At 66.3% G+C, this 13,088-nt stretch carries 13 protein-coding genes; 8 read left to right on the top strand and 5 right to left on the bottom strand.

Annotated elements, in window-relative coordinates:
• Window positions 1-61 precede the first annotated feature (61 nt).
• Both rpsT and AC3ZI9_RS07555 read right to left on the bottom strand, forming a co-directional pair.
• A complete protein-coding gene (rpsT, locus tag AC3ZI9_RS07560) occupies window positions 62-322 on the bottom strand; it encodes a 30S ribosomal protein S20 (RefSeq protein WP_444554920.1) in 261 nt (86 codons plus the stop codon).
• 223 nt (window positions 323-545) lie between these two features.
• A complete protein-coding gene (locus AC3ZI9_RS07555) occupies window positions 546-1,082 on the bottom strand; it encodes a type II toxin-antitoxin system PemK/MazF family toxin (protein WP_489923989.1) in 537 nt (178 codons plus the stop codon).
• A 135-nt stretch (window positions 1,083-1,217) separates the two neighbouring features.
• On the opposite strand from AC3ZI9_RS07555, the gene lepA reads away from it, so the two are divergent.
• Window positions 1,218-3,071: a translation elongation factor 4 gene (gene lepA, locus AC3ZI9_RS07550; RefSeq protein WP_444561392.1), complete on the top strand. Its 1,854-nt coding sequence runs from the start codon at window positions 1,218-1,220 to the stop codon at window positions 3,069-3,071.
• A 5-nt stretch (window positions 3,072-3,076) separates the two neighbouring features.
• Window positions 3,077-4,306 (top strand): radical SAM family heme chaperone HemW, encoded by a 1,230-nt coding sequence (gene hemW / locus AC3ZI9_RS07545; RefSeq protein ID WP_444561393.1) that lies wholly within the window; start codon window positions 3,077-3,079, stop codon window positions 4,304-4,306.
• Between the two features lie 75 nt (window positions 4,307-4,381).
• Here hemW and AC3ZI9_RS07540 read toward each other — a convergent pair whose 3' ends face one another.
• A complete protein-coding gene (locus tag AC3ZI9_RS07540; RefSeq protein WP_444554942.1) occupies window positions 4,382-4,795 on the bottom strand; it encodes a DUF4870 domain-containing protein in 414 nt (137 codons plus the stop codon).
• A 97-nt stretch (window positions 4,796-4,892) separates the two neighbouring features.
• Window positions 4,893-5,750, bottom strand: a complete 858-nt coding sequence (locus tag AC3ZI9_RS07535) for a DUF3097 family protein (RefSeq protein WP_444554943.1) — start codon at window positions 5,748-5,750, stop codon at window positions 4,893-4,895.
• A gap of 179 nt (window positions 5,751-5,929) precedes the next feature.
• On the opposite strand from AC3ZI9_RS07535, the gene hrcA reads away from it, so the two are divergent.
• From hrcA to AC3ZI9_RS07520, 3 genes are read left to right on the top strand one after another with little or no spacing between them, the layout of a single operon-like run.
• Window positions 5,930-6,943, top strand: coding sequence for a heat-inducible transcriptional repressor HrcA (hrcA, locus tag AC3ZI9_RS07530; RefSeq protein WP_444566736.1), 1,014 nt, complete (start codon window positions 5,930-5,932; stop codon window positions 6,941-6,943).
• A 59-nt stretch (window positions 6,944-7,002) separates the two neighbouring features.
• Entirely contained in the window at window positions 7,003-8,124 is a 1,122-nt protein-coding gene (gene dnaJ / locus AC3ZI9_RS07525; protein ID WP_444561395.1) for a molecular chaperone DnaJ, read from the top strand.
• Window positions 8,124-8,927 carry a 16S rRNA (uracil(1498)-N(3))-methyltransferase gene (locus tag AC3ZI9_RS07520; protein WP_444554926.1) on the top strand — a complete coding sequence of 268 codons (804 nt, stop codon included), beginning with the start codon at window positions 8,124-8,126 and terminating at the stop codon, window positions 8,925-8,927. The genes dnaJ and AC3ZI9_RS07520 overlap by 1 nt, the downstream gene beginning before the upstream one ends.
• A 15-nt stretch (window positions 8,928-8,942) precedes the next feature.
• On the opposite strand, the gene AC3ZI9_RS07515 is transcribed toward AC3ZI9_RS07520, so the two are convergent.
• The gene (locus AC3ZI9_RS07515) at window positions 8,943-9,872 is read right to left on the bottom strand and encodes a GerMN domain-containing protein (RefSeq protein ID WP_444554927.1); all 930 of its coding nucleotides are present in this window, start codon (window positions 9,870-9,872) and stop codon (window positions 8,943-8,945) included.
• 275 nt (window positions 9,873-10,147) lie between these two features.
• Between AC3ZI9_RS07515 and AC3ZI9_RS07510 the strand changes: the two genes are divergently transcribed.
• From AC3ZI9_RS07510 to AC3ZI9_RS07500, 3 genes are read left to right on the top strand one after another with little or no spacing between them, the layout of a single operon-like run.
• Window positions 10,148-11,287, top strand: coding sequence for a PhoH family protein (locus AC3ZI9_RS07510; RefSeq protein WP_444554928.1), 1,140 nt, complete (start codon window positions 10,148-10,150; stop codon window positions 11,285-11,287).
• A gap of 3 nt (window positions 11,288-11,290) precedes the next feature.
• Window positions 11,291-11,764, top strand: a complete 474-nt coding sequence (gene ybeY / locus AC3ZI9_RS07505) for an rRNA maturation RNase YbeY (RefSeq protein WP_444566734.1) — start codon at window positions 11,291-11,293, stop codon at window positions 11,762-11,764.
• The gene (locus AC3ZI9_RS07500; protein ID WP_444554930.1) at window positions 11,761-13,086 is read left to right on the top strand and encodes a hemolysin family protein; all 1,326 of its coding nucleotides are present in this window, start codon (window positions 11,761-11,763) and stop codon (window positions 13,084-13,086) included. The genes ybeY and AC3ZI9_RS07500 overlap by 4 nt, the downstream gene beginning before the upstream one ends.
• Window positions 13,087-13,088 lie beyond the last annotated feature (2 nt).

Below are 13,088 nucleotides of genomic sequence, written 5' to 3'. Positions count from 1 at the left end.
ACGAAGAAGCCGCCTCCGGAGAACCGGAAGCGGCTTCTTGCGATGAAACCTTGAACGGGCTTTAGAGCGCGTTGACCTTCTTGGAGATGGCCGACTTGTGGTTGGCTGCATTGTTCTTGTGCAGGACACCCTTGGAGACGGCCTTGTCGAGCTTGCGGCCTGCAACGCGCAGCGCTGCCGTGGCGGCATCCTTATCAGCCTTGGTCACAGCCTGCTTGACTGCGCGGATGGCGGTCTTCACATCCGAACGGACTGCCGCGTTGTTGGCGCGGGCCTTCTCGTTGGTGAGGATGCGCTTCTTCTGGGATTTGATGTTTGCCACTAGTTTAAACTCTCTTGCTTTCGCGGAAAATGGTCGGTGAGGGATCCCTCCCGAGCCATCGACTGAGCGGCGTGGGGATACCTATGGCGACCCGGGAGAAGTGCCCGTCGACCTGCGCGGACACACAGCAAGCAATCCTAGCAGCTAAGGCCGATGCCCGCGATTCGACGCAGCTTCCGGCGGGTCGGCCCGTCGGGACGCTCCAGGCTGGAACGCTGCGCCCTCAGGCTCCGCCCAGGGCCCGGCCGACCCGGTCGAAGGCGCCTCGGTCCAGCACGGCCCCTTCGCGACGAATGCCCTGCGGGTCCACACGGATGACCCGATCGACCTTGACCTCGCTGGGCCTGCCGGCCCGGTCCCAGGCCCCGGTCCCGATGTCGATGTAGTCCCGATCACGGTGCCGGCGGTTGTTATGGTCCTGGGAGGTGAGCATCAGCCCCAGGAGGAACTCCCCGTCACGGCCCACCAGCAGCACCGGACGATCCTTGCCCCGGGAGGGGTCCTCTTCATAGGGGACCCAGGTCCAGACGATTTCCCCCGGATCCGGAAGGCCGTCCGGCCGTGGGGCATACCGGGGGGTGAATCGGCCCTCGTAGTCGCCGGGATAGGGGCGTCCGCCCTCTGGCCCCGATGAACCGGCCGGGGAAGTTCCGGGGCTCCGTGAGGGGCCCGGCCTCGATCCCTGGCTGCGGCGAAAAGCCCGGAAGGCCTTGGAACCGAGCCGAACCAATTTCCTGATGTTACCGGCGCTGATCTGCATGCGCCCACGGTAACAGCGCTGCGCCACACCCACTACGGGGTCAGACTCGGGCCCGAATCGTGGAACAATGAGGTCCTGTGGTGCAACTGCGCCCTCGATCCATCCCAACAAGAACCCCAGAGTGAGGTCACCTACGTGTCACCCATGGCCCGCACCGCACCGGTGCCTGCCGCAACCGATCCGGCGATCCTCAGGAACTTCTGCATCATCGCCCATATCGACCACGGGAAATCCACCCTGGCCGACCGGATGCTGCAATCCACGGGGATCGTCTCCCAGCGTGAGATGAAGGCACAGTACCTGGACCGGATGGATATCGAGCGCGAGCGCGGCATCACCATCAAATCCCAGGCCGTGCGCATGCCGTGGGAAGTCGATGGCGTCTCCTACGCACTGAACATGATCGACACTCCGGGCCACGTCGACTTCACCTATGAGGTCTCCCGCTCCCTGGCAGCCAGCGAGGGGGCGATCCTGCTGGTCGATGCCGCCCAGGGGATAGAGGCCCAGACCCTGGCCAACCTCTACCTGGCCATGGAAAACGATCTGACGATCATCCCGGTGCTCAATAAGATCGACCTGCCGGCCGCCCAACCCGAGAAGTATGCCGCCGAAATCGCCGGCCTCATCGGCGGCGATCCCGAAGACGTGTTGAAGGTATCGGGCAAGACCGGTGAAGGCGTCGATGCACTGCTGGACAAGATCGTCCGCGAACTCCCGCCCCCGGTCGGCGATGCCGATGCCCCGGCCCGGGCGATGATCTTCGACTCCGTCTACGACACCTACCGTGGCGTCGTCACCTACGTCCGCGTCGTCGACGGGAAGCTGAGCCCGCGCGAGAAGGTCCAGATGATGTCCACGCGCACCGCCCACGAGGTGCTCGAGATCGGGGTGTCATCCCCCGAACCGACCCCCTGCAAGGGTCTGGGCGTCGGCGAGGTCGGCTATCTGATCACCGGGGTGAAGGACGTCCGCCTGTCCAAGGTCGGCGATACCATCACCTCCTTCGCCAACCCCGCGCCGGAGTCCCTCGGCGGGTACGAGGACCCCAAGCCCATGGTCTTCTCCGGGCTGTACCCGATCGACGGATCGGATTACCCGGTGCTGCGCGATGCCCTGGACAAGCTGTTGCTCAACGATGCGGCCCTGACCTTCGAACCGGAGACCTCGGTGGCCCTGGGCTTCGGGTTCCGGGTGGGCTTCCTGGGCCTGCTGCACCTGGAGATCACGCGGGAACGCCTGGAGAGCGAGTTCAACCTGGACCTCATTTCCACGGCCCCCAACGTCATCTACGACGTGGTGACCGAGGACAAGTCGGTGGTCACCGTGACCAACCCCAGCGAATTCCCTGCCGGCAAGATCCAGGAAGTGCGCGAACCGATGGTGGCCGGCACGATCCTGACCCCGAACGAATTCGTCGGCTCGGTCATGGAATTGTGCCAATCCCGCCGCGGTCAGATGCTGGGCATGGACTATCTCTCCGAGGACCGGGTGGAATTGCGGTACTTGTTGCCGCTGGCCGAGATCGTGTTCGATTTCTTCGATTTCCTCAAATCCAAGACGCGGGGTTATGCCTCCTTCGACTGGAAGGCCGAAGGCGAACAGGTCGCCGATCTGGTCAAGGTCGACATCCTGCTCCAAGGCGAGGCGGTGGACGCATTCAGCGCGATCACCCATAAGGACAAGGCCTACCCCTACGGGGTGATGATGACCCGCAAGCTGCGCGAGCTCATTCCGCGCCAGCAGTTCGAGGTCCCCATCCAGGCGGCCATCGGCTCGCGGATCATCGCCCGTGAATCCGTCCGGGCCATCCGCAAGGACGTCCTGGCCAAATGCTACGGCGGCGATATCTCGCGTAAGCGCAAGCTGCTGGAAAAGCAGAAGGAAGGCAAGAAGCGCATGAAGATGGTCGGCCGCGTCGAGGTGCCGCAGGAAGCCTTCATCGCCGCCTTGTCCTCCGAGGGCTCCGCGGACAAGGCCAAGAAGTAGCCTTCATGCCTTCTGCCTTGCCCCTCGGGGATCCGGCGCCGGCCGATGGCCTGCTGCCCGCCAGCACCATCGACGGCGCCACCGAACGCGACTTCTGTGTCTATGTGCATATCCCGTTCTGTGCCGTGCGCTGCGGATACTGCGACTTCAACACCTATACGGCCCATGAACTAGGCTCCGGATCAAGCCAGGACACCTACGCGGCCGCGGCCTCCGCCGAGCTGGAGTTCGGCGGAGGGGTCCTGCGAGCCAGCGGGTTGCCCGACCGGAAGGTCTCCACCGTCTTCTTCGGCGGGGGAACCCCGACCCTGTTGCCGGCCGAGGATCTGGCCTCGGTCCTGGAGACGATCCGTGGGACATGGGGGTTGGAGGACGGTGCGGAGATCACCACCGAAGCCAACCCGGACTCGGTGACGTTCGAATCGCTCAGCACCCTGGCCGAGGCCGGCTTCACCCGGGTGTCCTTCGGCATGCAATCGGCCGTTCCCCACGTGTTGAAGACCCTGGACCGCACCCACCGCCCCGAAGGGGTCGGCCAGGCGGTCGCGTGGGCCCGCGAAGCCGGACTGGCCGTCAGCGTGGATCTGATCTATGGGGTTCCGGGGGAGTCACTGGAGGATTGGCGGGCCTCGCTGGAGACGGCCCTGTCCTACGACCCCGATCATATTTCCGCCTACGCCCTGATCATCGAGGACGGAACGCGGCTGGCCGCCCAGATTCGTCGCGGCGAAGTCGCCGACATCGATGACGACGACCACGCCGATAAGTATCTGCTGGCCGAGGAACTGCTCACCGCCGCCGGGTTCTCCTGGTATGAGGTCAGCAACTGGAGCCGGAGCGAAGCAACCCGGTGCCGCCACAACATGGCCTACTGGAAGGGTGCCGACTGGTGGGGCGCCGGACCCGGAGCGCATTCTCATGTCGGAGGTCTGCGCTGGTGGAACGTCAAGCATCCTGCGGCCTACCAGCAGCGCATCGACGCCGGGACTTCCCCGGCGGCCGGACGCGAAAGCCCCGATGAGCAGGCGCGTCTGCTCGAGCGGACGATGCTGCTGACCCGGATCGTCGACGGTCTTCCGGTCGCGGAGCTGCCTGCCTCGGGACGCCACGCCGTGGCCGGGCTGATTTCCGACGGACTCATCGAGGGCTCGGCCGCCGTGGGCGGCCGGATCATCCCCACCTTGAATGGCCGTCTGCTGGCCGACGCCATCGTGCGTCGGCTCCTGGACTTCTAGGGGCCCTGCCCCGAACGGAAGCGGGCCCGGGAACCAGGTTCCCGGGCCCGCCCGAACTCCGTACCGGGGCGAGTGCTAATCGATGAGTCTGAGGTTGAAGGGGTAGCGGTAGGGACGACCGCGGTTGACCTCGATCCCGGCGACCACGCCGCTGACGGTGATATAGGTCCACAGCGCGACGGCGATGATGGCGAAGACCCCACCGACCACCGGGATGAACATGAGCAGGTTGGAGATCAGGGCCAGCACCGTCAACGGAAGCGTGAAGTTCAGCGCCTCCTTGGATTCCTGGGCGGTGAAGGCCCCGCGGTCCCGATAGACGAGGTAGATGATCCCCGACGGGATGCATCCCAGGATGCCCCCGAAGTGCGCAATCGTCGCCCACTGGCGATCTTCCGAAGGTGTCAGCGGCAGGGGAGCCGATGACGAACCCTCGAAGCGTCCGGCGTCGGCCGAGCCTTCGCCGGGCTTCTTGCCTGATCCGTTCATCACCAAGTCGTTCCTCCCGTCCAACACGATTTTGCCTAGTTTATCGCCCCCGGGGGCCTCCGGTACCCCTTCGCGGGACGTACGGCGCGCCGAGAGGTCAGTTTCGGCCGGTGGTCAGGAAGTCAATGACCTCTTCGACCCGCCCGAGCAGGCTCGGTTCCAGGTCGGTGAAACTGTTCACCTGGCCCAATAGCCGCCGCCATCCCAGGGCCACATCGGCTTGGCTGGCATGGGCCCACCCCAGACCCTTGAGGATACCTGTCTTCCAATCGGTTCCCCGCGGGATGACCGGCCATGCGGTGATGCCCAGCACCTGCGGGCGGATTGCCTGCCAGACATCGACATAGGGGTGCCCGACGATCAGGACATTGGACCGGGCCCCCGGAACCCGCATGGCCTCGGCGGCGATCTTCTCCTCCTTGGTCCCGGAGACCAGGTGGTCCACCAGGATCCCCAGCTTGCGCTCGGGCCCCGGGGAGAACTCGGCGATCGCCCCCGCCAGGTCATCGACACCATGCAGGGGTTCGACGACGATCCCTTCCACCCGCAGGTCGTGGCCCCAGACCTTTTCGACCAGTTCGGCGTCGTGCTTGCCCTCGACCCAGATCCGGCTGGCCAATGCGGTACGGGCCTTGAGGTTGGAGACCTTCACCGAACCGGAGGCGCTCCGGCCGCCTCCGGCCCCGGGGGCGGCCGCCACGGCCTGTGGTTCGATGACCTCGACCGGCTCGCCTTCGATCAGGAAACCGAAGCCCGTGGGGAAGGACCGGGTCTTGCCCCGACGATCCTCCAGGACGACCAGACGCAGGCCCCCGGAACGTTCGATCCGCACGACTTCACCGACCCAGCCGGATTGCACGTCTTCGAGCAACAGGCCCAGGGCGGCGGGCACCCGGCGCAGCTGGCGGGCTTTCGGTGCCGATAGATTCTGGGCTCCCCACTGGTGGATATCCAATGCTGACACGGCCTTTCACTGGGTCGGGCGGTCGCGAGGAGCGGGCCGCCGGCGCCGATGCGCGCGGCCACCATGCTAACAAGCGGTCATTCGTATTAGACTTAGCACTTAGGCGTGTCGAGTGCTAAGCCACGAGGCCGCAATCCGTCCATCCACCGCGAGACCCACAGGAGGATCGAATGTCAGTACCACGGCGCCTCGAGGTCCTGCGGGCGATCGTCGAGGACTATGTCCATTCCCGGGAACCGGTCGGCTCCAAGGCCCTGGTTGAACGGCACCGGTTGGGCGTGTCGGCGGCCACCATCCGCAACGACATGTCGGCCCTGGAGGAAGAGGGACTGATCATCGCCCCGCACACCTCCTCGGGGCGGATCCCGACCGAACAGGGCTACCGCTACTTCGTGGACCAGATCGACGCCGTCCGCCCCCTCTCCACCGCGGAAAGCCGGGCCATCCACCGCATGCTGGAGGGGACCAACGACCTGGACGAAGTCCTGGAACGCACGGTCCGGCTCCTGTCCCAGCTGACCAACCAGGTCGCCGTGCTCCAGGTGCCGCAGTTTAGCGATGCCACGGTCCGCCACATAGAGTTGGTGGGTCTGGGGTCCGGTCAGGTCCTCACGATCCTGATCACCAACACCGGCAAGGTCGACCAACGGGTGGTCCTGGTCCCTCCGGAGACCAGCGATGAATCATTGGCCGACCTCAAGGCCACGTTCCTGGCAGCCACCTCGGGCCAGCGGATGCAGAGCATCGGTGATCTGGCCCTGGCCGCCTGTGAGAAAATGGTTCCATCCCTGCGCGATTCCGGACGGATCCTGGCCCAGGCCCTGGCTTCGTTGGGGGACAACTCGGTGATCGAGAGGATCATCATGGCAGGGACCGCCAACCTGGCGCGTTCCACCGGGGACTTCCCGTTGACGATCACCCCGGTGCTCGAAGCCCTCGAGGAACAAGTGGTCCTGTTGCGGTTGTTCTCCGAGTTGGAACAGGACGCCCGGGGCATCGCCGTGCAGATCGGACGGGAGAACCCCTACGGCGGCCTGGCCGAGACCTCGGTCGTGGCCACCGGCTACGGCCCCGGTGCCGCGGCCAAGGTCGGGGTCCTGGGTCCCACCCGCATGGACTACCCCACCAGCATGGCGGCCGTACGAGCGGTCGCCCGTTATCTTTCCCGCATCCTGGCCGGCTGACGGACCAGGGCCCGGGGAATAAGCATGTACAGATTGTCGGAAAGGACACAGCACACACTGTGAGCAGCCACTACGAAACCCTCGGCGTCGCGCGCGACGCCTCCGCCGAGGAAATCAAGAAGTCCTACCGGAAGCTCGCCCGCAAGCTCCACCCGGACGTGAACCCGGGCGAGGATGTCTCGGATAGGTTCAAATCCGTCACCCACGCCTACGAGGTCCTGTCGGACCCGCAGAAGCGTGAGATCTATGATGCGACGGGCAATGAGAACGGCACCGCCGGCGGCGGAGGTGGCGGTGGCGGCTTCGGCGGCTTCGGGGACATCTTCGAACAGTTCTTCGGCGGGGGAGCGGCCCAGGGTCCCGCCTCGCGGACCCAGCGTGGACGGGATGCGCTGGTGACCGCCAGCATCGATCTCAAGGACGCGGTCCAGGGGACCGTCTACACCCTCGACATCGAAACCGCGGTCACCTGTGGCGTCTGCCAAGGCACCTGCTGCCAGCCGGGGACCTCGCCGGAGACCTGCACCATCTGCCAGGGGCAGGGCCAGGTGCAGCGTCCGGTCCGCTCCTTCCTGGGCAACATGATGACCATCGAAACCTGCAGCGCCTGCCGTGGCTTCGGCACCACGCTGCCCAGCCCCTGTAACGAATGCATGGGCCAGGGCCGAGTGCGTGAGCGGGTGTCCAAGCAGCTGAAGATCCCCGCGGGCGTGGCCACCGGCACCCGCATCCACCTGGACAGCCAGGGCGAAGCGGGGCCCGGCGGCGGACCGTCGGGCGACCTGTACGTGGAGATCAACGTCAAACGCCATGCGGTCTTCGAACGCGAAGGCAACGATCTCCATGCCACGTTGCGCATCCCGATGACGGCGGCGGCCCTGGGCACCGACATGAAGTTGGAGACCTTCGACGGCGAGCAGGACATCCTGATCGAGCCGGGCACCCAGTCGGCCGATACGGTCAAGCTCTCCCAGCTGGGCGTCCCCCGGCTGCGCGGGGGCAGCCGCGGCGATCTGGTCGTCCACCTGCAGGTGGAGACCCCCACGAAGATCGACGACGAACAGCGTGAGCTGCTCGAACGTCTGGCCACCCTGCGTGACGAGGAATTCGCCGAGGGCCGGTTGGCCGAACGGGGCGGGGTCTTTTCACGGCTACGCGATAAGTTGGGCCACCGCGCCTGATGAGCAACCAGGCGTTCCTGCTCGATGAGGGGCTGCCCGCCACGGCGGCCCCCGGCGACGCCGTCGACCTCGACGGGCCCGAAGGCCACCACGCGGTGACGGTCAAAAGGGTCCGTCCCGGAGAGCAGATCGATCTGCTCGACGGGACGGGTACCCGCGCCGTCTGCACCGTCCGGCAGGCGGGGAAGGCGTCCCTGAGCGCCGTCATCGACCGGATCGAGCACGAGGAGCAGCCACCGGTCCAGCTGGTCCTGGTCCAGGCCCTCGCCAAGGGGGACCGGGATCTGCAGGCCGTCGAGGCGGCCGTGGAGCTGGGCGTGGACGCCATCCAGCCGTGGCAGTCCGACCGCTCGGTGGTCCGTTGGCCGGCGGCAAAGGCCGAAAAGGGCAGGGCCAAATGGGAGGCGACGGTCCGCTCGGCGGTCAAACAATCCCGGCGGAGTCGTCGCCCCGAGGTCGCCCCGGTCGTGTCGACGGCGCAGCTGGCCGCGAGGTTGGGTCTTACCGGGGCCGGGAAGGGCCCCGAACTGGCGGTCATCCTGCATGAGGGGGCCACCGAACCGCTGTCCGCCGTCGTCCGGGATTTCATGGACGAGTCCGGAACCCCGGATCCTACGGCCGCCCGTCCGCGCATCCTGTTGCTGGTCGGCCCCGAGGGGGGCATCGCCGATTCCGAGGTCTCCCGGCTCGTGGAAGCCGGAGCGAAGACCGCGGTCCTGGGACGCCATGTCCTGCGCGCTTCGACGGCCGGGCCGGCCGCGCTGGTCGTCGCCCGCCAGGTGGCCGGGCTGCTGGACCTCTAGGCCGGGGAGGCCGCCCTACTTCACGGTGATGGTCTTGGAGTCCTCGGCCTGCCGGTCGCTGGAACCGTCCTTGGTGCCCCAGACGGAGAGCGTGTATTCCCCGGGTTCGACGCCGGAGGTCAGGGCGAAGGCGTTATCGGCCAGATCACCCTCACCGAGCTTCACGGTCCCGGAGTCGACGCGCACCTGTTTGTCTTCTTCGCTGCGCGTCAGTTCCCAGTGGGTCCCCCCGGCGAAGGTGGCCGAGGTGCCCTGGATCTTCAGCGCTCCGGCCGGGACCTCGGCCCCTTGCTGGGGGTCGATGATCCAGATGGGGGCCCGGAATCGGCTATTGCGCTGGATCGGCCCGGTCAGTTCCACATGCCCGAAGGCATTGAAGCCCGAATGCCCGTCCACCAGGATGTTGACGCTGGCGGCCGGTTCCTGTCCGATCAGCCCCGACGCGGCGGCCGCGGCCGTCGTGGTGTAGACCAGTTGCTGGATGGCCCGCTGGGCCAGACCGTCGTCGAGCTTGCGGTGGAAGGCGTCGGCCGAGAGGTCGACGGTGATGACGTTGTCGGCGTCGATCGAGGTGCCGATCCGCGAGGGTTTGCTCCAGAGGTTGAAGTAATCCGGATCGTCGGGCTGCTGTTCGGTGAGGTATTTGATCGCCGTGGTGACCGGATCACCCTGATCCTCGGCGGCGACGTACTCCCGATAGAGGTAGACGGTCGAATCGCGTTCACCCAGCCAGTAGATCGGGGACAGATGCGGACCGCTCAGTGATTCCAACGCCGCCGAACTGCTGCGTCCCGCCACGGAGGAGGAGACGTCGGTGGCCGCCGGCATGCTGCTCGGGAAGCCCTCCGGGGATCCCACGCACGCCGAAACCGCCCCCAGGGACAGCACCGCAATCAGCATCACCATGCGACCGCGGGTCCGGCGGTTGGTGTGGGCGGCGATCACGTGGGGGGAATCCTTCGGCTCGGTGGAGGTTCAATGACGGGGCGGAGACACACGCGTGCCGCGACCGACCATTAATATTGGCACACGAGGCCGGGGTCGGGGCCCCACTTCGGCGCCCCAAGCAGGACCGTTGCAAGACCGATATATACAGTTGCATGAATAACGAGCGCCTCCTGCGGGCTTGTCCCGTAGGATGGAAGGGTGCCGAACGACCGCATTGCAGCGGTCGGAACGGCTGTCAACCAGCACGCGATCGGGAGGGCCAACCCACTAGGATGACCGACGAGGACAACACCACCGCACCGGAAGCGAACCGGGCCACGGTGATCACGTTTTCCAGCAGCGAGCAGATGATCGGTGCGCTCGGCGCGAACGACGAGGTCCTGCGCATCCTCGAGGGGGTCTATCCCTCCGTGGACCTGCATGTCCGCGGCAACGAACTGCGCATCACCGGTGAGTCCGCTCCGGCGGGACGGGCCGAACACGTGGTGAAGGAAGCCCGCTCGCTGGCCGCGCGGGGCACCCGCGTTTCCGCCCAACTGGTCGAACAGCTCGTCCGGATGGTCGAAACCGACGGCGCGGTGCACCGTTCCGGGTCGGAGACCTTCGGATTGAACATCATTTCCGGGCGCGGCAAACGCATCCGCCCCAAAACGGTCAACCAGAAGGCCTACGTCGATGCCATAGACGCCAATACGGTGATCTTCGGGATCGGACCTGCCGGCACCGGCAAGACCTATCTGGCCATGGCCAAGGCCGTCCAGGCCCTCCAGGCCAAGGAGGTCAACCGGATCATCCTCACCCGTCCGGCCGTCGAGGCGGGGGAGAAGCTCGGCTTCCTGCCCGGATCCCTGAACGAGAAGATCGATCCGTATCTCCGCCCGCTCTACGACGCGCTGCACGACATGATCGATCCGGAATCCATTCCGCGCCTGATGGCCGCCGGGACCATCGAGGTGGCCCCCCTGGCCTATATGCGCGGACGGACGCTCAACGACGCGTTCATCATCCTGGACGAGGCCCAGAACACGACGCCGGAACAGATGAAGATGTTCCTGACCCGGCTGGGCTTCGGCTCCAGGATCGTCGTCACCGGCGACATCACCCAGATCGACCTGCCCGGCGGGTCCAGATCGGGGCTGAAGGTCGTCTCGCAGATCCTGGGCTCGGTCGAGGACATCACCTTCTGCCATCTCGACGCCACCGATGTGGTGCGCCACCGGCTGGTCGGGGACATCGTCAGCGCCTATGAGAAATGGGCGGACGACCCGCAGGAGGACACCGGGTCCGAACGCCGTCGCGCCGCCGCACAGGACAACGCCGCGGCCCGCGAACGGATCGCCCACCGTCGGGCGGCGGAAGCCGGCAGCGAAGAACAGCCCCCGACCGTACAAGCCACCGAGCCGGAGTCCTAGAACATGAGCATCGAAGTCAACAACGAATCGGGGGTCGAGGCCGACCTCGAGGCACTCGAGCGCCTCATCCGGCATATCCTGCATTCCCTCCGCGTCCACCCCGAGGCGGAGGTCTCCGTCATCCTGCTCGACGAGGAGGGCATCGAGCGCCTGCACGTGGATTGGATGGATCTGGATGGACCCACCGACGTGATGTCCTTCCCCATGGATGAACTGCGTCCGGGCAGCCCCGGCTCGCTGACCCCCGCGGGGATGCTCGGGGATCTGGTCATCTGCCCCCAGGTCGCCGCCCGGCAAGCCGAAAGCGGGGGCCACTCCACGGAGGACGAGATCCTGTTGCTGGCCACCCACGGCACCCTCCACCTGCTGGGTTTCGATCATGAGGAACCCCAGGAGAAGGAAGAGATGTTCTCCCTGCAACGCACCCTGCTGGAGGAGTTCCTCGGTCGGAAGGCTCCCCGCGAGACCACCGAATGATTCCTGCCCTGCTGCTGGCCCTGGCGTTGGTCTTCGTCTGTTGCGCGGCGATCCTCACGGCCTCCGAAGCGGCCTTCCTGGCCTTGCCCCGGCAGGAGGCGGAAGACATGCTGGCGGAGCGCCCCCGCCGGCAGTTGCGCCTGATCCTTTCCGATCCGGCAGCCCATACCCATGCCGTGCGGTTCTGGAGGATCTGGTTCGAAACCGCCGGTGCGGTGGCGATCGCCCTGCTCTACCACGACCTGTTGGACAACATCTGGTGGGCAGGCCTGCTGGCCACCGTCACCATGGCAGCGGTCGGGTTCGTCCTGGTCGGGGTCTCCCCACGCCGTTACGGGCGGGTCCGCAGCCGCAGCGTCGTGGTGCTCAGCGCGCCGATGGTCCGTGTGCTGCGCCTGGTCCTGGGACCGATCCCCGGCTGGCTGGTCAGCCTGGGCAGCAGCGTGGCCAAGGGCGCCCCGGCGACCGAGGAGGCGTTCTTCACCGAAGAACAGTTCCGTGACATGGTCGACCGCGCCCACGAGGCCGACATCATCGAGGACGTCGAAGCCGATTTGATCCACTCGGTCTTCGAGCTGGGCGATACCCGGGTCAGGGCCGTGATGGTGCCGCGTACCGATATGGTGACGGTCGACCACGGCTCCAGCCTCGGAGAGGCGATGAGCCTGTTCCTGCGTTCGGGCTGCTCACGCATCCCGGTCATCCGCGACAACCCCGACCAGATCGTGGGCATCATCTACCTCAAGGACGTCGCGGCCCGCCTGCATGCCCGGCCCGATGACCACCACCTGGTCGAACAGGCCTGCCGCGACGTACGCTACGTGCCCGAATCGAAGTCCGTGGCCGAACTGCTCCAGGAACTCCAACGCGAATCCACCCACGTGGCCATCGTCATCGACGAGTACGGTGGTACCGCGGGCCTGGTCACCCTGGAGGACCTGATCGAGGAGATCGTCGGGGAGATCGACGACGAATACGACGATTCCACGAACGAGTCCGAGGAGCTGGAGGACGGCGTCTTCCGGGTCAGCGCCCGGATGAGCATCGATGACTTCGCCGAACTGTTCCAACGCCGGATCACCGACGACGAGGTCGACACCGTCGGCGGCCTGCTGGCCAAGACGTTGGGCCGGGTGCCGATCGTCGGTTCCGAGGTCACCGTCGACGGCATCCGCATCCACGCCGAACGCCTCGCCGGACGGCGCAACCGGATCGGTTTCGTCCTGGCCTGGGTCGACGAATACCCCGAAGCCGCAGACAATGATGAGGGATCGTTGGGCCGTTTGGCCGCCGACGACGTCCCCCGCGAGAACAAGGAATGAAA

The sequence above is a fragment of the Arthrobacter sp. AOP36-F1-5 genome (genome assembly GCF_058137995.1).
The sequence above is the reverse complement of the archived record's forward strand: the minus strand, read 5'-3'. Positions and strand labels throughout refer to the sequence as shown.

Bases quoted from the DNA above. Each gene is read 5' to 3' on its own strand.
- AC3ZI9_RS07555 (WP_489923989.1), bottom strand. From the start codon at position 1,082: ATGCAGATCAGCGCCGGTAACATCAGGAAATTGGTTCGGCTCGGTTCC.
- hemW (WP_444561393.1), top strand. From the start codon at position 3,077: ATGCCTTCTGCCTTGCCCCTCGGGGATCCGGCGCCGGCCGATGGCCTG.
- AC3ZI9_RS07540 (WP_444554942.1), bottom strand. From the start codon at position 4,795: ATGAACGGATCAGGCAAGAAGCCCGGCGAAGGCTCGGCCGACGCCGGA.
- hrcA (WP_444566736.1), top strand. From the start codon at position 5,930: ATGTCAGTACCACGGCGCCTCGAGGTCCTGCGGGCGATCGTCGAGGAC.
- AC3ZI9_RS07520 (WP_444554926.1), top strand. From the start codon at position 8,124: ATGAGCAACCAGGCGTTCCTGCTCGATGAGGGGCTGCCCGCCACGGCG.
- AC3ZI9_RS07510 (WP_444554928.1), top strand. From the start codon at position 10,148: ATGACCGACGAGGACAACACCACCGCACCGGAAGCGAACCGGGCCACG.
- ybeY (WP_444566734.1), top strand. From the start codon at position 11,291: ATGAGCATCGAAGTCAACAACGAATCGGGGGTCGAGGCCGACCTCGAG.
- AC3ZI9_RS07500 (WP_444554930.1), top strand. From the start codon at position 11,761: ATGATTCCTGCCCTGCTGCTGGCCCTGGCGTTGGTCTTCGTCTGTTGC.